Source organism: Psychrobacter sp. KCTC 72983 (assembly GCF_014280455.1).
In the GTDB taxonomy this organism is placed as follows: Bacteria; Pseudomonadota; Gammaproteobacteria; order Pseudomonadales; family Moraxellaceae; genus Psychrobacter; species Psychrobacter pacificensis.
This window is the reverse complement of the sequence record NZ_CP060390.1, coordinates 1,640,471-1,663,287: the sequence shown is the minus strand read 5'-3', so window position 1 is coordinate 1,663,287 and position 22,817 is coordinate 1,640,471. Positions and strand designations below refer to the sequence as shown.

The following is a 22,817-nucleotide window of genomic DNA, read 5'->3' as shown; positions in this document are numbered from 1 at the left end:
AATATTGTATAATAGCACACAAATATTCAGTATTTATTAAAACTAAGAGTTGTTTAGCGAACTAATCAGTAAACAATAAAAAACGCCATCACAATCGTGACGGCGTTTTCTACTTATGCAGATATTTCTATGCTAATTACAACGCCTTTAACTGCTCAATCTGTGCATTCATCGTATCGAGCTGCCCTTCTAGCTCAGCCAGTTTGGCGCGTTCTGCTTCGACCACCTCCGCTGGCGCTTTACTGACAAAGCCTTCATTACCCAGCTTGCGCGCGATACCGTCGGCTTGCTTTTGTAGCTTCTCATGCGCTTTGTCCAGACGTGATAGCTCAGCCGTTGGATCAATCAGCCCTTTCATCGGTACGAGTACACGTAGCTGACCGACCATGCTTGATGACGATAGTGGCACTTCATTGCCTTCTTTGACGATATCCAAACTCTCGACTTTGGCAAGCGCTTTGAACTGGTTTTTGATACGTGATAGACGCGCTTCTTCATCGGCAGAGACGTTTTGTAAGAGTACTGGCAGACGTACGGCGTTACCCAGTTTCATCTCACCACGGATGTTACGGACGCTCGCGATGAGTTCTTGTAACCATGCCATATCCGCTTCGGTCTGCTCACTGATTTGACTGGCATCAGTTTGTGGATAGTCAGCGACCACGATGCTGTCGGTGTTTTTGCGACCCAGTAGCGGCGCGATGGTCTGCCAGATTTGCTCAGTCAGATACGGCATGATTGGATGAGTGAAGCGTAGCGCCGTCTCTAATACGTGCAGTAGTACATAGCGGATTTGCGCTTTACGCGCATCCGTCACCGAGTCATCATTTAGACTGGCTTTGGCAAGCTCAACGTACCAATCACAGTACTCGTTCCAGATAAATTCATAGATATCTTGGCTGACCATATCGAGACGATACTGGGCGAAATGCTGATGAATATCTTTGATGCTAGAATTCAGACGACTCATGATCCATTTTTCTGGTAGTTCCCATACGTCAGGGTTCGCCGTTTGGTCGATAGGCTTGGCATTGCTGTCACCATCGACACAGTTCATGAGGACAAAACGGCTGGCGTTCCAGATTTTATTACAGAAGTTACGATAGCCCTCAACGCGTTTCAGATCAAAGTTGATATCGCGACCCGTACTGGCTAATGAGGTAAAGGTAAAGCGCAGTGCGTCCGTACCGTAAGCTGGGATGCCTTCTGGGAACTCTTTGCGCGTTTGCTTCTCAATCTTCGCCGCGTCTTTTGGGTTCATCATATTGCTGGTGCGTTTTTCGACCAGCGCTTCTAGCTCAATACCGTCGATTAGATCGATCGGATCTAAGACGTTACCTTTTGATTTTGACATTTTTTGACCATTACCATCACGTACCAGACCATGCACATAGACGGTCTTAAACGGTACTTGCGGCGTGCCATCTTCGTTTTTCACGAAGTGCATGGTCATCATAATCATGCGCGCTACCCAAAAGAAGATAATGTCAAAACCGGTCACGAGCACGCTGGTTGGGTGAAAGGTGTCCATCACGCGTGGATCGGCGTTGACGTCTGCCCAATCAAGCGTACTGAACGTCCATAGACCCGAGCTGAACCATGTATCGAGCACATCATCATCTTGGCGCAGTTTGACATCGTCGCTTAGGTTATATTTAGTGCGTACTTCCGCCTCATCACGTGCGACATAAATCTCACCTGTCGCATCGTCATACCATGCAGGGATACGATGACCCCACCACAGCTGACGGCTGATGCACCAGTCTTGCAGATCGGTCATCCATGCCATATACATGTTTTTGTACTGTGCAGGGACGAACTCGATGCTGCCGTCTTCTACCGCGTCAATCGCAGGCTTGGCAAGCTCCTTGACCGCGACATACCACTGATCGGTCAACCATGGCTCAACGATCGTACCGCCACGCTCAGCACGTGGGGCTTTAAGTGCGTAGTCCTCGATGTCTTCTAGCCAGCCCTGATCGCCTGCTTGCTCAACAAGGAACTTACGCGCGGCAAAACGCTCAAGTCCGGCATACTCGCTAGGCGTGGTTTCTAACTCTGGCTCACGTGTCTGCAAGTCAGGATAGACTTCCATCGCAGGCAAGATATTGGCGCGCTCATCAAGGATGTTAATCAATGGCAAGCTATGACGACGACCTAGTTCATAGTCGTTAAAATCATGCGCTGGGGTAATTTTGACACACCCCGTCCCAAAGTCGCTCTCGACATAGTCATCAGCGACGATAGGCACGACGCGACCCGTAATCGGTAAAGTAATGGTTTTGCCGACCAAATGTGCATAACGCTCATCGCTAGGATTGACGGCGACCGCCGTATCGCCAAGGAGTGTCTCAGGACGGGTGGTGGCGACGACCAGATAGTTTTTGCCATCTTGAGTGGTTAGGTCTTTATCGGTGAAATGGTAGCGGAAATGCCACAAGCTGCCTTTTTCATCGTGGTTTTCGACTTCAAGATCTGACAGCGCAGTTTGGAATTTTGGATCCCAGTTGACCAAACGCTTACCACGATAGATAAGACCATCGTCAAACAGGCGTACGAATACTTCTTTTACCGCGTTAGACAGACCATCATCCATGGTAAAGCGCTCACGCGACCAATCAACCGAGCTACCCAAACGACGAATTTGGCTAGTGATACTGCCGCCTGACTCCTCTTTCCATTCCCACACTTTATCGATGAAATCTTCACGTGTCATATCACGGCGGCGGATGCCTTGCGCCTCCAAGCGACGCTCAACGACCATTTGGGTTGCAATACCGGCATGATCCGTACCTGGTTGCCACAGCGTGTTGTCGCCATCCATGCGGTGGAAACGCGTGAGCGCATCCATGATCGCGTTGTTAAATCCATGTCCCATATGCAGCGAGCCCGTGACATTTGGCGGTGGCAGCGCGATAGAAAACGACTCATCTTTGTCAAATGTTGGGGCAAAATAACCGCTTTCTTCCCAGCCTTGATACATGCCTGCCTCGACTTGTGCAGGGTTATAGGCGTTTTCTAATTGATTGAGTGCCGCTTGAATAGAGGCAGTTAGGTTGTGGTTACTCATAATGGCATTATCTTTTATTGATTGAATGTGATCAAAGTTAATTGAATTAAAGAGAATATAAAAATTAGGAAAATAATGAATAGAGTGATTTTAACGCAGATAGGCAGATTTTGTTAGATGGTAAGGCAATTTATAAAGCCTGAAGGTCATTTTTCATGCCGTTATCGAACAATTAATAACCCCAATTGGTTAAACACTCAACAGAACCTACCACAGTCATACGCTAAAATAGCATCGATAGCGTTGTATCAGCTCTATCCATATACCAGCCGACCAACAGTGAGTCACCCTTGTCCCAAAATAACACACCTAACCAAAGCCGTCGTCAGGATGCTCAGGATATCCTACCAGATAGCGCGCGCGTGAGTACCACCAGTCATTCATCTCAGGATGATGATGCAAGCGATCATCATAAAAAAGACAATATGACGCACAGTCATACGCTACAGCACAGCCACACTCCTGAAAACAACGATACAGATATTCATACGCATAGCCACGCAGATGATCATATAAAAGCCACCGAAGATTTAGACAATGATGATTTGCCAGAAGAGATCAGCGAAGAAGATAAGGAAACCATCAAAAAGGTCGCCGGTGATGATAATCTAAGTCAAGCAAAAAGCTACGCCAGTATCTTGGTCGAGCAAGTCATCCATGCCAAAGAAACTTTTGAACGCTCGCTTGGCTCACTGTTTACCAGCGCCTTTACGGCTGGGCTTGAGATTGGTATCAGCTTTTTTGTGATTTTATCGGCGTTTGCCTTACTTAATGATGTGCTGCCGAGTCGCTATGCGATGGTACTGTCCTCCCTGCTCTATCCGATCGGCTTTATTATCGTGGTGATTGGTCAGTCGTTATTATTCACTGAGCAGACCTCCCTCCTCAGTCTACCTGTGCTAAACAAGATTGAACCACTGCATAAGCTGCTGCGTCTATGGGGCATCGTTATCGCTGGTAATATCGTCGGTGGCTGTTTGTTTGCTGCCTTGATGATTGGTTTGGGGCTGCATATGCATCTGTTTACCGACCATGCTATCGATGCTTACGCTGAGCATATCTTGGGGTTTGAATGGTGGGTCATATTTGGTAGTGCGGTACTGGCAGGTTGGATGATGGGCGTGGCGGCATGGCTAGTCACATCTGCACGCGATACCCTTAGCCGTATTGTTTTGGTTTCCATTATCACTGGTAGTATCGGGTTTTTGGGTCTGCATCACAGTATCGTTGGCAATATCGAAGTGTTTTCAGCATTGTTGTATGGCAATACGGTCAGCCTATGGCACTATCTTATCTTTTTAATCATCGTACTGGTGGGTAATACGGTCGGCGGCGTAGTATTTGTCGCGGTACTCAAAAACCGCACGTTCTTGTTTGAAATTGAAAGAGTCAAAGAGCAGGCCGCTGAGGCAAGAGCAGAAGTAGACAGGCGCAGATTTTAGCGTTGAGCGCTGCTATCCGTATTGAATCAACCCACACACTTTAAGAAACCATGATAAATATAAAAGCCCACAATAACTCTCATCATAGAAAGTATATTGTGGGCTTATTTTATTGGGTCGTGCACTGCGTACTTAGCAATGCACTGCGGCTTACATTCTGATTAAACTACATTCTTCTTGCAGCCAATACGCTATTTTCTCTTTCGACTCTATTCGCTTTATTGTGTTGCGCGGTAAATACTCTGACCATGATACCTGCGGTTAAGAACATGATTAGCGTATAAATAGCTGGAGTCAACGACATCTTATAGTTAGCGAGCAGCGTCAATGCCATAAACATCGACAGCGTACTGTTTTGTAGCCCCACCTCCATCGTGATGGATCTTCTCTGCGCAGGATTTAGACCGAACCATTTGCTGGTGTAATAACCAAGCGCCATCGTCGATACGTTCAATATGAGCGACACAGGGCCAGTGGCAACTAAGGCCTCGACCAAAATATCTCGTTGCACATATCCTAAGAAAATTACCAAGAAGCTCAAAAATATCACCCCAAAACGAGACACCATCACCTGTGCCTTATCGGCGAAGCTTGCCGCATAGCGTTTGATGAGCATACCAATACTAACTGGCAGTATCGTCAGAGTAATCAAGCTGATCATGGTCTTGGCAACTGGCAACTGAAACTCACTACCAGCACCCATGAAGTACACGAGCGAAAAACTCAGCACGATAGGAATGGTAAAGACGGTGATAACACTGGCGATCGCCGTCATCGTGACCGAAAGCGCGACATCCCCTTTTGCCAAATAAGTAAATAAGTTAGATGTCGTGCCACCAGGACACAGTACTAGCAGCATAACGCCAACGGCATACTCAGGCTCGAGTGACATGAAAGTTGCCAAGGCAAAACCGACCAATGGCAAAAATAGTAGCTGATTGGTCAGTCCGATTGCGACTGCTTTGGGATATTTGACGACTCTTTTAAAGTCATTGGTAACTAAGGACAACCCCATTCCCATCATAATCAAAAAAATACTAATGGGAATGACTTTTGAATTGACAAACGTGACTAACTCCACACCTTCCATAACTACATCCTTGTAGATAGAACCCTTACACGGGCAGGTTTATGACAACGTTATGATGCTCAATCAGCCAATCCTGCTGATATCTTGGGTAAAAGCCACCGACATTGTCAGCGTTTTTATACGACACTTTGTACACAACACTTTTTGGAATCATCACTACTGACATACACCCGAAAAATGTCGAAACATTGAAAGTCAGTATATCGTTGTAAAAGTGTATGTATTTGATTTTTCTGACTACTGGTCAGTCAGCGTTGGGTTTTGTGCTGCGACAACCACAGAGGAGAATCTAAATAGCAGTGCTACAAGGTATTAAGAGATGCTAGGACGTGCAGAAGGTACACGTGCAGGCGATGTGTGTGTAGCAGAAACGATAGGTGTGTGATCAGTACTGATGACCGCCGTGCCATAAGCAATGGCTTCTACCATACTGCCCAATTGGTTGATGTTAGTGACTTCTAGACGTACACCATAAATATGAGTGTAGCCTTTGGCTTTTGCTTGTGCACGCATACGGACGATTGCCTCACGGCGCGCGCGATCAAGTAGGGTCTCATAGGTGGTTAGGTTTTTGCCAAAGAGACTAAGCACGCGAGCAATAATCATCTTAAAGTAATCTTGAGCAATAACGACGCTGCCAAGAACTAGCGCGCCCTCACTACCGACAGCCAGCTCAGGACGGTAGAAACGCTCGCTTGAAACCGTAATATCCCCTAGCGCCTGCTCTGCTACTGTTAGCTGTGCCAAATGCTGACGCTCGTGACGCGACCCAAAAAACCAACCAGCGGCGAATAAAAAGATAAACGGCCCATAATTGATAAGCACTTGCGTGAGTGAGTCATTCATGGGACGTTTCTCATTATAAAAATCATTACGGTTTTTAACATTGTTTTTTTAGTGCTACAGCTTTTAAAGCGCTAAGATCAACCAAAAGGATTAAAACGCGGTAAATCCTCTGGCGCAGTCTGGACTTGAGGGTTGGGTGTTTGACCGGACGGATAGTGATTATCGCTTGGTGGGTTCTGGAACTGCTGCGATACTGGTACCGCTTTGACCGCTGTCCCATAAACAAACAGCTCAGAAGCCCCTTGGGCGATACTAGAGGTAGAGAAACGCAAGCCGACGACAGCATCAGCACCAAGCGCTTCTGCCTTGACAATCATGCGATCGATCGCTTCTTGGCGTGACTCTTCTAACAGCTCGGTATAAGCGGTCAGCTCGCCGCCAACGATGTTTTTTAGCCCAGCAAACAAGTCTTTGCCCACATGCTTTGAGCGCACCGTACTGCCATACACAACATCTAAGCGCTCGGTAATTTGATAATTAGGTAAGTGTTCAAGATTGGAGAGTTGCACAGCCATAGTAAGACCTTATCGGTGACTTATAATGTATCTAAAAGAATGACCAGAGCTGCATGATGCAGTATAAATAAAAGACAGTACTATCAGCAGTACTGTCTTTTAGAATGACTAGTCATTGGTATGAAACAACAAAAACAGCTCGGTCAAATTGCCTTCGATGCTGTTGGCCATTTGAACCATCTTATCTTCATCGCGACGCATTGCTTCTAGCTCTGGATCTTCATCATCAATGCCGCTTAATACAATCATTGGTAAGGTCAACACAGCCACGTCTTCTGCTGTCTCTTCGTCTTCAAACCAATCACTTGCTTCATCGCCATACATGGCATCAACAAAACCAATCGACCAAGCCACGATATCTGACTCATCTGAAAAATCAACCGCCACTTCTTCGTCACCAGCATCTTCACCAAATGGCAGCTCAATCGGAGTCTCGTTTTTTAGCTCAGCCATGATCGAGTCACGCCAGCGCTTGATACCATCGATGACGTTTTCTGGAATCTCACTCACATGACCCTCAAAAAGCGCGTCCATCCAGTTAGGGAGTGGGCGACCAATGACCGTCGCTGTCAAAAACCCATGCGCGGCGACACTATCGAGCACGAACTGGCTCTCTTGGTTGTCCAAATAATCGAGCAGTTCATCAAAACTTAATTGGTTATTCATGGCTTAACAGTCCTTGAGAGATAGCCAACGTCAATCACAGTGATCGATCGGTTAAAGGCAAAAGGGTTTTAAAACAAAGGCTGCTTGAATAGTGAAAAACAAGCAGCCTTTACAACGTAAATATCATTCAATAGAGCGGGTTACACACGTTTATAAAAAGTAATAAGCATCTGGCAACCTATATGACTGATTAGATGATGGTCAATCATTAGAGGACTTTAGTCAGCTTAGACAATGATGCCAATGAATTAAAAATCGTCGTCATCCCAATCATCACCATCTTCATCAAAATTGTCTATATCATCTAGATCATCTTTTAATTCTTTAGCCAAACGCTTCTCTTCTAACAAATTATCGATCAGTCGACGCTTCTCAAGACTACTTAAACGCGTACGTACACTTGTCTCAGCTTCTTCAACCATCTTTGCGTCATCATCGTCGACAAAATCATCATCAAAATCGTCGTCAATATCAGCGTCACTCATGACAAACTCCTATCATTTTTAGGCAAGGGTATTAAAAACACATCAATATATATGCCTTATAAAGTCTCTATTGAATGTTGTCAATCCTTTTTCTTAATATGTCACATTTCAGCCTGAGTACCAAGACTATGATACCAGTTATATAATGGACAATTGTAGTATAAATGGCCCATGTTAATACTGCTATGTCGCTGACTCATCTTCGTCTTCAATCATGAGCACGGCATTACGGACATCTGCCAAACGCTGAATCATCGAGTCGTTCCCGCCATCGAATATCGCACACTCGCGCTCGTAGACAGTGGTTGGACGCATGATGCTATGGACCTGTACATGGTTACTGATTTGTTTGAGACCAGCAGCTGGCAGCAATATCAACAGTTGCTCTTTTTTGCCGATGCTTTCTAGTAGATGCGTCATGGGCTCTGACTGTGCGTCATCGCTCACGCCTGCTTTTGCTGGTAGTGCAAAACGCGACAGCTCGATATGCTTGTCATGAATGATTTTGTTGAGCATCAAGTACAGCTTGGCAAGCATGACCCCAGCCAGTGCTACTTTGGCATGGCTGTTGTCCGCTTTTAGCACCACGCTTGCACCATCGTCCTCAAAGTGTGCCTCATTGGTCGCACTGACACCCAGTAGTAATGGCTGTTTGAGTAGTTCGGTCACCGCTTGATTGAGCAGCTGCGTGCATAGCGCTAGATAAGGCAGGCGCTGCGCCGGTGCAAGGCGCTCAAGCATATTGAATTCATCATGAAAGACGATTTGCACTCTCACGCTATCGACTGCACGCGTGGCAGACAATTTAGACGTCTGACCACCAGATTGCGAACTATGACGCTTTGCGGTGCTAACAACCTTGTCTTCAATATCGCCTTCAGACGTAGCCATTAGACTGCCAGTTTCGTCACCAGTTTCTTGGTTCTGCTGATTTCTAAGATATTCGTTGACTTCGTTGTGTACGTTGAATGTGCGCGCGTTCGTTACTTTATTCTCTGTAACGCTTTCAGAAGCACCACCAGATAGTTGGCCATCAGCTGGGTTACTCACTGTGCCGCCTGTGCCGCGCTCAAGGTCACGGCTGTAGCCGCGCTGATCGCCCTGACTGTACTGCTCGCGATACAAGTCCTGAATATTACGGCTCAGCGCACTGATTTGCTCTTTGGTCGGACGAGCAAGATAACCGTAGATTAACCACAGTAATAAATGCAGCAACATAGTGCCAATCACAAACGGCCACTGCATCGCGATGATTTCACCTTTACTAACGTCTTTTAACGTCAGTGCAACGCTACCAATCACCGCATCGCCGTTAGTTGCGATTTGGCGAATCGTATCGCCTTGCTGCATCGGTGCGTTGCCCACAGGCACCAAAATATCGTCTTTATTGTCTTTAATCAGTATTCTTGTTACGTCCTGCTCGCTGGTATAGCGGTTAGCAATCACACTGAGACTGACACGGTCTTTGTTTTCTAAAGACAACCTTGCTTCATCAATCAGCTGGGCGACCATTTGCTCGCCTTTTAACGCACGACTTTTACTCAGCTGCTGGTCGGTACTGATGACCAACAACAGCGTCTGCAAACAAAAACTAACCAGAAGAATAATGGCAAACAACCCTTGCCGCGGCGCTAAATACGTCATGATATGTTAAACTTTTTTGGAGAAAAGAAATTAAAAAACGAGTCTATTGCTCATTTTTTGGCTAATTTTTGAACAATTGTAATGCGCGAATATTGATCGATATTCACGGAAAATCGATAGTATTTCATAGAAATCAGTCATCATATAAAATGCTACTATGTAAAATGGCACTTATTTATTGAGCTAAGTTTGAACGATGATACTATCGCGCGCTGCCTCATGATTATCGCTGCTATTTTTGCCACAGCATCGTTACCAAGGGGCCAGTTTAAGTCATCTACTATATCACCATAATAAGTCTTATAGCGTTAGTCGATTTATAAATTTATCATAATAACTTTGTTGCATTTCAGCAGATTTTAGGCGCTGATAAGCATTTTTGAACACCCATGATACTTTGCATGTCATCTATAGGCGCTGCTCAGTAAAACTGTTATTATTCCCAATCTTATATGAGCATACAAGGGACAATTGAGCCATGCCAAAAAATACATCTTATTCGTTACCAAAAGACAGCAAAGCATGGCAACAAGCCGTCGACTCTATTGCAGAATTATTACCTGATGATACCAATCTGCGAGATTTTGATGCGCTACAGTCGCTGCCTGTTTTTGCGCTCATTGTCGTGCTGCCTACTCAAGTATCAGCGATGGACATTCATCAATATGTTCAGTCTTGGGTCGATGAGCAGCCAAGTTGGCATTTGGTGACGGTCGCTGAGGATACTGAGGCGAGCTTTGTTAATATTACGGTCTCTGATACAGAGCCAACGGCAGCCGATGCACAGCGTCTGCCCTTTACCAATGCTCAAGTATACCGCTATTTGTTGGTACCTGTGACCGATACGCTGATGCACCCTGGCAAAAAGACCGCCGCCGCTCACATCATTGACGATCAGCTGACCACTCGTCTGCGCCATGACTTGTCTGAAGAATACAACCGCACACGCAGTGCGGATAGTACAGGCAATCTAGACATCGTCGATTGTCACATCCTATCGGTCGGTCATATGCTACGTACTCACAAGCTTGCCTGTTTTGACATGGATTCGACGTTGATTGAACAAGAGGTCATTGTAGAGCTGGCAAAAACGGCTGGTATTGGTGAGCAAGTTGAAGCCATTACTGAGGCGGCGATGCGTGGTGAAATTGACTTTGATGAATCATTTGCTCAGCGCGTGGCCTTATTAAAAGGTATCTCTACCGATGTGCTTGATGATATTTGCAACCGCTTGACGTTATCGGTCGGTGCCCGTACCACCATTAGTGCGTTAAAAGCCTTGGGCTACCATACGGTACTGGTGTCAGGTGGCTTTACTTACTTTGCCCGCTATATCGCTGAGCAGTTAGGGATTGACGAAGTCCATGCCAATGCCTTAGACATCGAAGAAGGAAAAGTGACCGGTCACATACAGCTTCCTATTATCAATGGTGCCAAAAAAGCCGCGATTGTCGAGCATACGGCTGAGCGCTTGGGGATCGAGATGTCGCAAGTGGTCTGTGTCGGCGATGGGGCTAATGACTTGCCGATGATGGCGCTTGCCGATTTAGGAGTGGCTTATCATGCCAAGCCCATCGTGCAAGCACGTGCTGATGCCGCGATCAATGTGACAGGACTTGAAGGGACGCTTTATGCACTTGGCTATCCAGCGCTCGCTCCTACTCAGTAATCGCTAAGTATTCTATATCATCCGTTAAGCTGGGTTAATGTCTGTCTCATTAAGCCAGCTTTTATGCGTTAACACATGTTTCATAAAATGATGTTGCTTTAATTTTTAAGTACGTTTCGTTGTAATAACGCCAGATATTTATTTTTAGATAACATTTATTCTCAGATAATAAAGGACTGTTCATGACGGCACCACAATCCCCACGGCCAAACCAGCCGTCAGTAGCAGAGCCATTAGACGCAAGCACGGTCCCCGTCTCTGTCCCTGTGTATACGAATAACCCAAAAGAGCTGCTAGGGGTTTATATCAAAGGCATGGCGATGGGTGCTGCTGATATCGTTCCTGGTGTCTCTGGTGGCACTATTGCATTGATTGCAGGGATTTATGAGCGCCTGATTAATGCGCTCAGTAGTATCGGCCCCAACCTTTGGCAGATATTTCGACAAGACGGCGGAATCAAAGGACTCGCTGCGGTATGGCGACAAGTTGATGCGACATTTTTATTGTGTTTGATACTTGGTATTGCGACGAGTTTTGCTACCTTGGCTGGTATTATCAAATATTTGCTAGACAATCAACCACTGCTTATTTGGTCGTTCTTTTTTGGATTGGTGGTCGCAACGGTATTTATCTTATTAAGTGAGATTAAGCGCTGGAATATAGGACGTGTGGCGCTGTTTGCTGCCGGACTCATTGCTGCTGTGGTCATTAGTAGTCTGCCATTACTCGCGGCGACACCTAGCTTACCGTACTTATTTTTTGCAGGCGCGATTGCGATTTGCGCCATGATATTGCCTGGGGTCTCAGGGTCTTTTATATTGTTGTTGCTAGGTGCCTACGATACCGTATTGGAAGCCGTGCATACTCTTAACTTTACGGTACTATTAACTGTGATGGCGGGCATGGCAACTGGATTGTTATTATTTACCCGTGCTCTAAAATGGTTATTAGCCCGCTACTATCAAGCCACCTTGGCATTGCTGACCGGTTTTATTGCCGGCTCTTTGGTCAAGGTATGGCCATGGAAAGTAGATGTATTAGGCGCTCTTAACAGCGAGGCGATCAATAACGTTATGCCATGGCAGTATCCTACTGGTCCCCACTGGCTGACCACAGTTGGTCTTATGCTACTTGGTGCTATTTTGGTGTCGTTACTATCTTGGTGGGGCAGACGAACCAATAAGGCTTAACTGTTGATCCTCTGTGTGTAAATATTTGATTAAAAAGCCTCTGTTTGAACCATTACAACGGCTCCTACCCTCCCCAATATAAGCGCCCTTTTTTGCGGCGCTTAGCCTACCAGCTAACGATTAAAAATCGTACAAGCTATCCAAAAAAAAGCAACCTTAATCTAAAAAATCAAACGTCAACGGTTGTCGCAAAGTCGCCTAGCGCCTCTTTAGCTTTGCTCAGCAACCTTCCATAATAGTCTCATTGGAGTTCACCTTATGAATAGCGAGATGAATGATGGCAATGACTATTTTTTCTTTTATTGGCGTAGAGATGTGGAGCAGCTCAGCATGGCTAGGCTATAGCTTACTGGCAGGTATGATCGTGGCGCTCGCTCTATCATCGCAGCGTTGGCTGTTGCTATATCTATTTGGTGGTATGGTCTACTGGTTGGCTGTTGAGATGATACAGAATATCTTGGTAGGTCGTCCGATGCTGTCTGCGCTTTCGGAATGGCACCGTTACGTCATCGCGATGGGAATCAGCTGGTTACCTTTGGCCGGCTGGGTACTATACCGAGCACTACGCTACGAGGATGTGAGTCATGCAGTCAGTCGGCAGCGCAAGTTAGAAGCGGCTCGCTATGTCGAACATACGCCTGTTTACGATGATGATTATAAGCCACGCTTTCATTGATACTGCCATACTGATATGAATACCCTACCCATAACAGTGATATTTAATGTTACAAGATACTTAACGCTTTCTACTTAACTCCTAAAGAGTTGAAATCACTCAGTAGGTTATAATCTAATGATGTATTTATCATAGAAACTGGTATAAAGTACGATTTATTTTTATGCCCCATTCTTTAGGAGTTCCACTATGTTTACTATTCCTGTATTAGATATCAAATCTGACCCATTAGATGCGCTGCTAGCCGTGGTTGGCTATCGTCTGTCCATGCTCGCTGATAGCGACAACGAAGACGTCAAAGCACTCTTTGCCGATCGCAATGTCACGATTGAGTTTGCCAGCACCGAATCTGATATCGCGCGTTCTTTTCGCTTTGATAATGGACAATTTAGTCAACAAAGTGGTCATGCAAAAGCAGCAGATTTGACCATTACTTTCAAAGATTCTATGACGGGCGTCAAGCTATTGACCAAAGGTAGCTTGCCTGCATTTATGACTGCCGTGCAAGAAGGCAATCTAAGCATCGAGGGTGACTATAGCCTAATGATGTGGTTCAACAAACTTGCTAAGCATATCGTGCCAGCTGTTCCAGAAGAGTGTAAACCCTACCTCCAAAAAGCCAAGCCTTATGCGTATAAAGCACAGAAGTTTGCTGAGCACTGGGTGGGTTTTGCTAAGCATAAATTGGGCAAGTAAATAGCTGATCCTTTCCTATAAATGAGTAATGCATTGCATGATATTCACTGGTAAAATGGCTGAAATAGGATCAACTAGATAGTTGCTATTTATGTGCGCTATTGTGACAATTATACATGCTCTCTAGCAGTGTTCTGATTTTCTAAAAAGGTTGCGGTATACTATACGGCAACCTTTTTTATTACCTTATAAATGACAATAGACACATACATTGATACTACCTGAAGACACATACATTGATACTACCTGAAGACACATACATTGATACTACCTGATACCATTTAATTTTATAAAAGGATTTACCTTATGGCAGGACTGCTTAGCATCTCTGAACCAAACGCCGATAGCACAACTGACCTACTCAGCCAACCTGATACTCACAAAGCCGCTCGCACATACAGTCGTGACGACATCGCTCAGTTGTTTGATTTGCCTTTGATGGACTTGTTGTTAAAAGCCCAGACCATTCATAGAGAGCACTTTGTCGCTAACGAAATACAAATCAGTACGCTACTGTCTATTAAGACGGGTAACTGTCCTGAGGATTGTGGCTATTGCTCACAATCAGGTCATCATCGCGATACGACGAAACTGCAGGCAGAAAAACGCATAGAAGTGGATAAAGTCATCGCCGCGGCCAAACGCGCCAAGGCAACCGGTTCATCTCGCTTCTGTATGGGTGCTGCATGGAAACACCCAAGCGCCAAAGACATGCCTTATGTGGTCGAGCTCATCAAAGAAGTGAAAGCGTTAGGACTTGAGACTTGCATGACGTTAGGTATGCTCGATACCAATCAAGCGGCGCAACTCGCGGATGCAGGACTGGATTATTACAATCATAACCTAGATACCTCGCGCAGCTATTACGAGCAAGTCGTCAGCACGCGTAGCTATGATGAGCGCTTAGATACCATCGAAAACGTACGCAACTCTGGTATCAATGTTTGTAGTGGTAACATCGTTGGTATGGGTGAGAGCCGGGATGACCGTATTGATTGGGTGCATGAGCTCCTAAAAATGCCGAAAGCCCCTGAGTCGATTCCTGTTAACCTGCTAGTCCCGATTAAAGGCACACCGATTGGCGATAAAGTATTGGCAGAAGGCCAGTTATCAGTGCTAGAGTGGATTCGTACCATTGCCGTGGCACGTATTTGCTGCCCGACTAGTTATGTGCGTTTGTCTGCTGGCCGTGAAAGCTTATCAGATTCAGAGCAAGCCTTGGCATTTATGGCGGGTGCTAACTCCTTCTTTTATGGCGACAAGTTATTGACGACGGGTAATGCCAGTCAATCAGGCGACGACAGACTCATGCGTGAGCTTGGTCTCACCAAGCAGTTTGCCGCACCAAGAGCGCCCAAAGTATTGCCTGTGATGGATGCGATGAGCGGTCATCAATCGCAGATGGTATTGGCCGATTAGTTTGGCTGTGTGCGGCTAACAACAATGTATGAAAACAAGCCTGATATTACACGGCTGATAATAAGAGATTAAGTAATGGCAGATTATTTTAACTGGATTAAAGCTGCACACATCATCTCGGTGGTCTGCTGGTTTGCGGCGATATTTTATTTGCCGCGTCTGTTTGTCTATCATGCGATGAGTGACGATAGCATCAGCCAAGAGCGCTTTGCCATTATGGAGCGCAAGCTGTATCGCGGTATTATGACGCCATCGATGATAGCGACATGGATCTTCGGTCTATGGATGCTAGGACTGGGCTGGGATGTTTATAAAACCCAAGGCTGGCTACACGTCAAGCTATTATTGGTCGTACTGCTATCAGGCTATCATGGCGCTTGCGGCTTTTATCGCAAAAAACTGATTGATAACCCTCATTATAAATCCCATAAGTTTTGGCGCTGGTTTAATGAGGTACCTGTTTTTGCCTTGGTGATTATTGTCATTTTAGTGGTCGTTAAACCATTCTAAAATCCAGTCGAAATGCTTATAACTGATGACCTACCAATAAAAAGCGTCCGCCACTTCCATAAGTGACGGACGCTTTTTTATTCGTTTTTTGGACTGTCTACCAAATATTATAGATCAAATACTAGGGCGCATGATTTGATAGACATTGCTCAAATCATAAACACGATAACGCGCCGGCTCACGGCGGTTTTCACCAGCATAGCTTAATATCAATGCTTGCTTAGCACGCTCATCGACCCAACCGACGAACAGTCCACTGTGCTCAATGCCATTGTAGCCATGATTAATATAGTAAAGCCAGTCACCTGCCTCAATCTCACTGCTACTAGCATAAGGCCCTTGCGCATACGTGCCTTTATGTATGGTATTACGCGAAACTCCCGCTCGATTAAACACCGCATTCAAATAATCCCAGCAGCCGCCTTTGATAATCGTCCGCTCATTCAGTGCCATTTTACGTGCCGTGCTGACCACTTCGCGGGCAGCCATACTGCTTTGCGTCTCCGCACTACTCAATAGCGGTAAATACTCGCTATCGACATTGTCATAACTCCCTGATAAAAATGCTGGCAACACGGTGGGTGACTGACGCTGCATTTCAGGATAACGGTAAGTGGTACTTAATGCTGGCTGATTGCCATAACTGCTCATGCTATCATTGCTATATGATGGTGAGCGCGCGCGTTGAATAGTAGATTGTGTACTGACTTTGACGGAGGGAACTGCTGGATAAGAAGACATATAGCGCGCACTAGAGTCAGACTGGACGGACTTTTGAGCGATAAGGGCACTCATACTATCTGCATGGGCTTGTATGCTACAAGTGAATAATAATAAACTGCACGACGCTGCGACTGATGACATAGGCAAACGCGACATGACTAACTCCTGATCAAAAAAGTATCAATGACAGTATGCATAATAGTGAAGATTGAATTTTGTAATCTTACTTATAAACCATTTAGACAGGCATCTGCAAGAACTATTCACCTTAGATTGGCGATAGACGGTATAAAAATCATGACGAATGGTCATAATAAAGAAGAGCGTTCAGAAGGGTCAAAGAAGACAAAGCGCGGTGGTGTTAGATAGGATAGAGACTGGAGTGACTTTTGATGAATCAAGCGACTGAGGCGTAAAAATACTAATCACTACTCATTTTAATATTTACGTGGCGTTTTGTCAGTGCTTGCCCTTCTAATATGGCTTTAGTCACTTTCGCCTCTTGGGCACTCTCAAAACCAGTAATATGATACTTGCGTGCCTCACTGCTATCGACAATCTGCAGCCCATCACCGATAAGCACAACTTTATCGTCGTCAGTCAAATGAATGTGTTCACGTTTGCCTAGATTGTCATGTACCAACTCATCCGCTCGCACCCATAATGTACCGCTACTAATCATGCCACTCATGGCTTTTTTATGCTGCTGACGTTTTTTGTTAAAAATAAAACTACCAACGATAAGCAGTGCCAGCGCACCGATAGCCAATCGCTCAGACAATAAGCTCATTGCCATAGCAACTGCCACCGCCCCTATCAGTAATGCAGATCCAAACCAAAACATACCGTTGTCAGCATTATTCGGCTGACGCTGTAAGGTGATTTTAGCGCCATCATCAGTCAGCTTGAGCATGCATTGTTACCTATTGCGAAATGTAAAAAGTGTTTTTTATGAAAAAAATGCCTATCAGAAACCAACAGGCAGTTATCAAAACTAAAAATAAAGACAGCAAATTTTATCTAAATACCAGACTACCAGCCAAGTGCAGTCTGCTGCATTTTAATCAATTCAGCAATGCCTGTTTCAGCCAATGATAGCATGGCGTCTGCTTGAGCGCGAGTGAATGGCTTTTCTTCAGCAGTACCTTGAAGCTCAATAAACTCGCCTTTTTGAGTCATAACGACGTTCAGGTCGGTATCACAGCTAGAGTCTTCTTCGTAGTTCAGATCAAGATAAGCTTCACCATCTTTCATACCAACAGAAACCGCAGCAACCAATCCAATCAGCGGATCAGCTTTGAGTTTTTTGCTCTTTTGGATAGTTTCTAACGCATCGATCAGTGCAACTGCCGCACCAGTGATACTGGCCGTACGAGTACCGCCATCCGCTTGCAACACATCACAATCAAGATAGATGGTGTTTTCACCAAGCTTACTTAAATCAATCATGGCGCGCAAGCTACGACCGATCAGACGCTGGATTTCCTGCGTACGGCCTGACTGCTTGCCGCGAGCCGCTTCGCGTTGATTGCGAGTATTGGTTGCGCGTGGCAGCATACCGTATTCGGCGGTTATCCAACCTTTACCTTTACCTTTGAGCCAGCGCGGTACACCAGATTCGACACTGGCCGTACATAGCACTTTGGTATCGCCAAAACTGACCAATACTGACCCTTCAGCATGCTTAGTATAGTGGCGCTCAAAGCTGATAGAACGAAGTTGGTCAAGTTCACGATTGTCAATACGCATAAAAATTCCTAGTACAATATTATAAAAGCAGTGTCATAAAAGTACGCTATCAGTGGCTAATAAGCAGACCGACAGGTATCTGGTAGACTAAAATCTTAAGATATCCTAACGTGACAGCGGCGCAATGGCAAGATTCACGCCCGCCATTGCGCCGTCAGTTAGGCAATAATGGACGATAGAGGCTATTCTAAGCCTTCCATCTTACGCAATTCTTTACGTAGGATTTTGCCAACGTTCGACTTTGGTAATTCGTCGACGAACTGTATGTGACGCGGACGCTTGTAGCCAGTCAGTTGTTTTTTGCCGTACTCAAGCAGCTCTTTTTCGGTGACATCGCCTTTTTTGACCACAAATAGTTTTGGCTCTTCACCGCGCTCATCATTAGGAACGCCAATGGCACCGCACTCTACCACAGCTGGATGCTCACTCATGGCTTCTTCGATTTCATTTGGATATACATTAAAACCAGATACCAAGATCATGTCTTTTTTGCGATCAACAATTTTGATAAAGCCTTTTTCGTCCATGATGCCAATGTCACCGGTTTTTAGGTAACCACTAGCGGTAAAGGACTCGGTTGTTTCTTTTGGACGGTTTTGATAACCAATCATTACCTGTGGACCTTTGACGCATATCTCACCGCGATCACCCAGCGCGACGACGTTTTCTTCTTCATCGATGAGCACGACATCGGTGCTAGGTGCAGGAATACCAATCTTGCCAGTAAACTCTGCGATGGTCATTGGGTTAAAAGCAACGACCGGTGACGTCTCAGATAATCCATAGCCTTCAACGATAGGTAGACCTGTGATTTTATGCCACTCTTTGGCAACGCTCGGCAATACGGACATACCACCGCCGATAGAGGCTTTTAGATTAGAGAAATCTAGGTCTGCAAAGCTGTCTTTGTGTACCAAGCCATTAAACAGCGTATTCACAGCTGGGATAAAAGAAGGTTTGTATTTACCCATCTCTTTGATAAGCCCATCGAGATCGCGCGGGTTAGGAATAAGCAAGCCTGTATAACCCTGGTACATGCTACATATACCGCATACCATAAATGAGAACACATGATACAACGGCAGTGCTGTCAAGATGACATCTCTGCTGTCTATATCATCTTCGAATGCACTATTCATCAGTGCACTAACCTGTAGCATATTGGCGACTAAGTTGCCATGAGATAGCATTGCCCCTTTCGCCACGCCTGTCGTCCCGCCTGTATATTGTAGTAATGCCACATCACTCAAGTTCAACTCAGGACGCTCATAATTACTGGCAGAGACTGCGCCCAATGCCTCCTTAAAGCTCACGCTATTTGGGATTCGATAAGGAGGAATCATTTTTTTGATATGACGAGCGACGAGGTTGACCACGACCCCTTTGACCGTACCCAGCATATCCCCAATCTTACAGACGACAACATGCTCAATCTGCCCTTTATCTTCGGCATCTTGATAGGTTTTCGCAAAATTCTCAACGATGAATAAGGCTTTGGCACCACTGTCATGGAGCTGATGGGACAATTCGCGACTGGTATATAAAGGGTTTACATTGACGAGTATCATGCCGGCGCGAATGACACCTAACGCGATGATCGGATACTGCAAGAGGTTGGGCATCATAACTCCAACCTTATCGCCTTTAACCAACCCTAGCGATTGCAAATAACTGGCAATCTGGCGGCTATATAGGTCCAATTGCTTAAAACTAATCGAGGCGCCCATGCAGATATAGGCCGTTTTTTGGCCATAACGGTTAAAATTACGCTCAAACACATCAAGTAAAGAGGTACTGTCCTCTGGCATCTCAATCGTAGCATCAATGCTATAACGCTCATAAGCGCTCAACCATGGACTGTCACTGGCGATAGTCGGCATAGTAGGGAATGCATTGTCTTGATAAATATACTCAGATGCATTGCCTTTATCACTGGTGCCAGCGTTATTATCTGTTGTCTCTTTATTGATATTGTCCGTCATAATTTTCCTTAAATATTACTGTTAAAAACATAGAATACTTTATATAAAAACTCTGTTTTTTTTGATGGTGTAATGTTTGATGCAGCATGGTGAAATCGTATTAAATGAGCTCACAGGTCAGCGTAGCTATATCATTTTTATAATAATCGCTTTGCAAGTCATATTGAGTAAAATCATCACTCTATTATAAATAAATGCAAAAACCTCTTGGCTGGCACTATAGCAGTTTTACTAAAAATTCTCTATCTATACTCCTTATGCCCCACTATTCACAACAGGCACAACAGGCACAACAGGCACAAAGACAAAAAATGACAAGGCAGCACGAGACAACCTTATCATTTTGGTTATAACAATAACTAAATCTGGTTACTCAGCATATTACAAGTACCAATCAATCATAGAGGTACTTATAAATAGCCAGTGATAAAACCCTATCTAAAGATAAGCCTTCGTAGATTAACCGTGGTTTTTCTCTTCGAGTGCTCGTAAGTCTTTACGTAAGATTTTACCGACGTTCGATTTTGGCAGCTCGTCAATAAACTCAACATGGCGAGGACGTTTGTAGCCAGTTAAGTTTTCTTTACCGTAAGCGATGACTTCATCAGCAGTGAGACTGGCGTCACTACGTACCACGTAAATCTTCGGTACTTCACCGCTCTTCTCATCATCGATACCGATCACACCACATTCCAAAATCTTTGGATGTGTCGACATGGCGTCTTCTACTTCGTTTGGATAAACGTTAAAGCCAGATACCAAGATCATGTCTTTTTTGCGATCGACAATCTTAAAGTAACCGTCTTCATCCATCACGCCAATATCGCCAGTACGAAAGTAACCATCCGAAGTCATGACTTCAGCGGTCGCATCTTCACGCTTCCAGTAGCCTTTCATCACCTGCGGGCCACGGATACTAATCTCACCACGCTCACCCAAGGCCACTTCATTGCCTTCTTCATCCAAGATAGCCATATCAGTGGCAGGCATTGGCAAGCCGATGTTTCCTGAGAACTCACCCGTACCATGTGGGTTCGCTGAGGCAACTGGCGAGGTCTCTGACAGACCATAACCCTGAACGATGATATTGCCCGTTACCTGCTCCCATTTGGTCGCCGTGTCTTTGAGTACTGCCATACCGCCGCCCATAGACATCTCAAGCTTGCTATGATCTAGCGATTGGAATTCTTCGTTATTGGCAAGCGCAGTAAACAAAGTATTTACTGCTGGGAAAAACGCTGGTGGATAGTCTTTATATGCTTTGATAAGGCTTGGTAGATCACGTGGGTTTGGTACTAGCAGACCGATACAACCACGATATAGACCAAACATACCGCAGACCGTAAACGAGAAAATATGATATAGCGGCAGAGCCGTCATAATCACTGGCTGCTCATTACTCTTCTCAAACTTGTCAAAAGTATCGCCTAAATAAGTATCGCTTTGGATCAAGTTAGCCACCAAGTTACCATGCGTTAGCATAGCGCCTTTGGCCACCCCTGTCGTACCGCCCGTGTACTGAAGTACAGCGACATCATCGAGGCTGATATTGTTAGGACGTTTATAGCTTTTAGCAGAAAAAAGGTTCATTGCTTTTTTGAACTTGACGCTGCCTTTGATATGATAAGCAGGCACCATTTTTTTGACGTGACGTACCACGGCATTGACAATAAAGCCCTTGAGCGGACTCATCATATCACCCATTGAGGCAACTACGACATGATCGACTAAGTCTTGGCCGATATCTTCATAAGTTTTGGCAAAGTTCTCAAGCAAAATCAAAACTTTGGTATCTGAATCTGTTAACTGATGTGACAGCTCTTTGCTGGTATAAAGTGGGTTGACGTTGACCAATGTCATACCAGCACGTAGCACCCCTAGCACCGCAACTGGTAGCTGCAAAATATTAGGCATCATTACTGCCACTTTATCGCCTTTTTGTAGTCCTAATGACTGAAGGTAAGCGGCAACTTGTTTACTATAGAGATCCAACTCTTCGTAAGACAGCTTAACATCCATACAGACAAACGCCGTTTTGCCTGCATGATTGATAAAGTTTTGCTCAATGATATCAATCAATGAGGTGTTGGCTGGCGGCATATCAATATCATACTGAATGCCAAGTTTTTCGTATGTTTTGAGCCATACTTTGTCGTTGCGACGAATCAGGTTACCTTGATCTTCCATAATCTTTTCTCTCCTAGTAATAATACATTACCGTCAGCTCATGCAAATCACAGTGTGATAAACAGACGAAAAATCAGAGCGCAGTCTCACCATCATGATGACAAGCGAGGCTGCGATATAGTCGTAAGGTGATGAGCAAACAATGTAGTGGTAAATAGCCCTTTGTTCATTAACATACACACTTTATATAGACTACTCAATACAAAAGATTGTTATACGAGTTCTCAAACTGGCTTGACGGCTGATATTTTCATTAAT

General features: G+C 45.1%; 19 protein-coding genes. 7 read left to right on the top strand and 12 right to left on the bottom strand.

The genetic code is table 11. The features are described from left to right. Nucleotides 1-136: 136 nt before the first annotated feature. Entirely contained in the window at nt 137-3,070 is a 2,934-nt protein-coding gene (locus PSBA01_RS07095; RefSeq protein ID WP_186473616.1) for a valine--tRNA ligase, read from the bottom strand. Between the two features lie 290 nt (nt 3,071-3,360). Here PSBA01_RS07095 and PSBA01_RS07090 point away from each other — a divergent pair, with 290 nt between their 5' ends. Beyond that, nucleotides 3,361-4,512: a formate/nitrite transporter family protein gene (locus tag PSBA01_RS07090; RefSeq protein WP_228724531.1), complete on the top strand. Its 1,152-nt coding sequence runs from the start codon at nt 3,361-3,363 to the stop codon at nt 4,510-4,512. A gap of 166 nt (nt 4,513-4,678) precedes the next feature. Here the strand turns inward: PSBA01_RS07090 and PSBA01_RS07085 are convergent, their stop codons facing one another. The 6 genes from PSBA01_RS07085 to PSBA01_RS07060 form a co-directional block, all read right to left on the bottom strand. Then, nucleotides 4,679-5,602, bottom strand: a complete 924-nt coding sequence (locus PSBA01_RS07085; RefSeq protein WP_186473614.1) for a bile acid:sodium symporter family protein — start codon at nt 5,600-5,602, stop codon at nt 4,679-4,681. A gap of 312 nt (nt 5,603-5,914) precedes the next feature. Further along, entirely contained in the window at nt 5,915-6,448 is a 534-nt protein-coding gene (locus PSBA01_RS07080; protein WP_186473612.1) for a YbjQ family protein, read from the bottom strand. Nucleotides 6,449-6,525: 77 nt separating this feature from the next. Beyond that, nucleotides 6,526-6,963, bottom strand: a complete 438-nt coding sequence (locus PSBA01_RS07075) for a YbjQ family protein (RefSeq protein ID WP_186473610.1) — start codon at nt 6,961-6,963, stop codon at nt 6,526-6,528. Between the two features lie 108 nt (nt 6,964-7,071). After that, nucleotides 7,072-7,629, bottom strand: coding sequence for a UPF0149 family protein (locus tag PSBA01_RS07070; protein WP_093069248.1), 558 nt, complete (start codon nt 7,627-7,629; stop codon nt 7,072-7,074). A gap of 248 nt (nt 7,630-7,877) precedes the next feature. Next, nucleotides 7,878-8,114, bottom strand: a complete 237-nt coding sequence (locus PSBA01_RS07065) for a PA3496 family putative envelope integrity protein (RefSeq protein WP_057761656.1) — start codon at nt 8,112-8,114, stop codon at nt 7,878-7,880. 183 nt (nt 8,115-8,297) lie between these two features. Beyond that, nucleotides 8,298-9,758: a hypothetical protein gene (locus tag PSBA01_RS07060; protein ID WP_186473608.1), complete on the bottom strand. Its 1,461-nt coding sequence runs from the start codon at nt 9,756-9,758 to the stop codon at nt 8,298-8,300. A 478-nt stretch (nt 9,759-10,236) separates the two neighbouring features. Here PSBA01_RS07060 and serB point away from each other — a divergent pair, with 478 nt between their 5' ends. From serB to hemJ, 6 genes are all read left to right on the top strand, one after another. Next, entirely contained in the window at nt 10,237-11,427 is a 1,191-nt protein-coding gene (serB, locus tag PSBA01_RS07055) for a phosphoserine phosphatase SerB (RefSeq protein WP_186473606.1), read from the top strand. Nucleotides 11,428-11,609: 182 nt separating this feature from the next. Continuing rightward, nucleotides 11,610-12,617: a DUF368 domain-containing protein gene (locus PSBA01_RS07050; protein WP_186473604.1), complete on the top strand. Its 1,008-nt coding sequence runs from the start codon at nt 11,610-11,612 to the stop codon at nt 12,615-12,617. A gap of 283 nt (nt 12,618-12,900) precedes the next feature. Then, nucleotides 12,901-13,293: an AciT family ciprofloxacin tolerance protein gene (gene aciT / locus PSBA01_RS07045; RefSeq protein WP_227517140.1), complete on the top strand. Its 393-nt coding sequence runs from the start codon at nt 12,901-12,903 to the stop codon at nt 13,291-13,293. Nucleotides 13,294-13,482: 189 nt separating this feature from the next. Beyond that, nucleotides 13,483-13,989 carry an SCP2 sterol-binding domain-containing protein gene (locus PSBA01_RS07040; RefSeq protein ID WP_071002949.1) on the top strand — a complete coding sequence of 169 codons (507 nt, stop codon included), beginning with the start codon at nt 13,483-13,485 and terminating at the stop codon, nt 13,987-13,989. A gap of 306 nt (nt 13,990-14,295) precedes the next feature. Beyond that, complete coding sequence (gene bioB / locus PSBA01_RS07035; RefSeq protein ID WP_071002948.1) at nt 14,296-15,408, top strand: biotin synthase BioB; 1,113 nt, start codon at nt 14,296-14,298, stop codon at nt 15,406-15,408. A gap of 75 nt (nt 15,409-15,483) precedes the next feature. Beyond that, entirely contained in the window at nt 15,484-15,918 is a 435-nt protein-coding gene (hemJ, locus tag PSBA01_RS07030; RefSeq protein ID WP_186473602.1) for a protoporphyrinogen oxidase HemJ, read from the top strand. 114 nt (nt 15,919-16,032) lie between these two features. Here the strand turns inward: hemJ and PSBA01_RS07025 are convergent, their stop codons facing one another. From PSBA01_RS07025 to PSBA01_RS07005, 5 genes are all read right to left on the bottom strand, one after another. Beyond that, complete coding sequence (locus PSBA01_RS07025) at nt 16,033-16,797, bottom strand: hypothetical protein (protein ID WP_186473601.1); 765 nt, start codon at nt 16,795-16,797, stop codon at nt 16,033-16,035. Nucleotides 16,798-17,062: 265 nt separating this feature from the next. After that, nucleotides 17,063-17,554, bottom strand: a complete 492-nt coding sequence (locus PSBA01_RS07020) for a hypothetical protein (protein ID WP_186473599.1) — start codon at nt 17,552-17,554, stop codon at nt 17,063-17,065. Between the two features lie 119 nt (nt 17,555-17,673). Beyond that, nucleotides 17,674-18,390, bottom strand: coding sequence for a ribonuclease PH (gene rph / locus PSBA01_RS07015; protein ID WP_058024458.1), 717 nt, complete (start codon nt 18,388-18,390; stop codon nt 17,674-17,676). Nucleotides 18,391-18,572: 182 nt separating this feature from the next. Further along, nucleotides 18,573-20,372 carry an AMP-binding protein gene (locus PSBA01_RS07010; RefSeq protein WP_083603589.1) on the bottom strand — a complete coding sequence of 600 codons (1,800 nt, stop codon included), beginning with the start codon at nt 20,370-20,372 and terminating at the stop codon, nt 18,573-18,575. Nucleotides 20,373-20,831: 459 nt separating this feature from the next. Continuing rightward, nucleotides 20,832-22,559, bottom strand: a complete 1,728-nt coding sequence (locus PSBA01_RS07005) for an AMP-binding protein (protein ID WP_186473597.1) — start codon at nt 22,557-22,559, stop codon at nt 20,832-20,834. Nucleotides 22,560-22,817: the final 258 nt, after the last annotated feature.

What these genes read in the sequence shown, in the direction of transcription:
- hemJ (WP_186473602.1), top strand. Translation starts at nt 15,484, where the DNA reads ATGGCAGATTATTTTAACTGGATTAAAGCTGCACACATCATCTCGGTG.
- PSBA01_RS07075 (WP_186473610.1), bottom strand. Translation starts at nt 6,963, where the DNA reads ATGGCTGTGCAACTCTCCAATCTTGAACACTTACCTAATTATCAAATT.
- aciT (WP_227517140.1), top strand. Translation starts at nt 12,901, where the DNA reads ATGACTATTTTTTCTTTTATTGGCGTAGAGATGTGGAGCAGCTCAGCA.
- PSBA01_RS07095 (WP_186473616.1), bottom strand. Translation starts at nt 3,070, where the DNA reads ATGAGTAACCACAACCTAACTGCCTCTATTCAAGCGGCACTCAATCAA.
- PSBA01_RS07005 (WP_186473597.1), bottom strand. Translation starts at nt 22,559, where the DNA reads ATGGAAGATCAAGGTAACCTGATTCGTCGCAACGACAAAGTATGGCTC.
- PSBA01_RS07080 (WP_186473612.1), bottom strand. Translation starts at nt 6,448, where the DNA reads ATGAATGACTCACTCACGCAAGTGCTTATCAATTATGGGCCGTTTATC.
- PSBA01_RS07070 (WP_093069248.1), bottom strand. Translation starts at nt 7,629, where the DNA reads ATGAATAACCAATTAAGTTTTGATGAACTGCTCGATTATTTGGACAAC.
- PSBA01_RS07060 (WP_186473608.1), bottom strand. Translation starts at nt 9,758, where the DNA reads ATGACGTATTTAGCGCCGCGGCAAGGGTTGTTTGCCATTATTCTTCTG.
- PSBA01_RS07050 (WP_186473604.1), top strand. Translation starts at nt 11,610, where the DNA reads ATGACGGCACCACAATCCCCACGGCCAAACCAGCCGTCAGTAGCAGAG.
- bioB (WP_071002948.1), top strand. Translation starts at nt 14,296, where the DNA reads ATGGCAGGACTGCTTAGCATCTCTGAACCAAACGCCGATAGCACAACT.
- rph (WP_058024458.1), bottom strand. Translation starts at nt 18,390, where the DNA reads ATGCGTATTGACAATCGTGAACTTGACCAACTTCGTTCTATCAGCTTT.
- PSBA01_RS07025 (WP_186473601.1), bottom strand. Translation starts at nt 16,797, where the DNA reads ATGTCGCGTTTGCCTATGTCATCAGTCGCAGCGTCGTGCAGTTTATTA.
- serB (WP_186473606.1), top strand. Translation starts at nt 10,237, where the DNA reads ATGCCAAAAAATACATCTTATTCGTTACCAAAAGACAGCAAAGCATGG.
- PSBA01_RS07040 (WP_071002949.1), top strand. Translation starts at nt 13,483, where the DNA reads ATGTTTACTATTCCTGTATTAGATATCAAATCTGACCCATTAGATGCG.
- PSBA01_RS07010 (WP_083603589.1), bottom strand. Translation starts at nt 20,372, where the DNA reads ATGACGGACAATATCAATAAAGAGACAACAGATAATAACGCTGGCACC.
- PSBA01_RS07085 (WP_186473614.1), bottom strand. Translation starts at nt 5,602, where the DNA reads ATGGAAGGTGTGGAGTTAGTCACGTTTGTCAATTCAAAAGTCATTCCC.
- PSBA01_RS07065 (WP_057761656.1), bottom strand. Translation starts at nt 8,114, where the DNA reads ATGAGTGACGCTGATATTGACGACGATTTTGATGATGATTTTGTCGAC.
- PSBA01_RS07020 (WP_186473599.1), bottom strand. Translation starts at nt 17,554, where the DNA reads ATGCTCAAGCTGACTGATGATGGCGCTAAAATCACCTTACAGCGTCAG.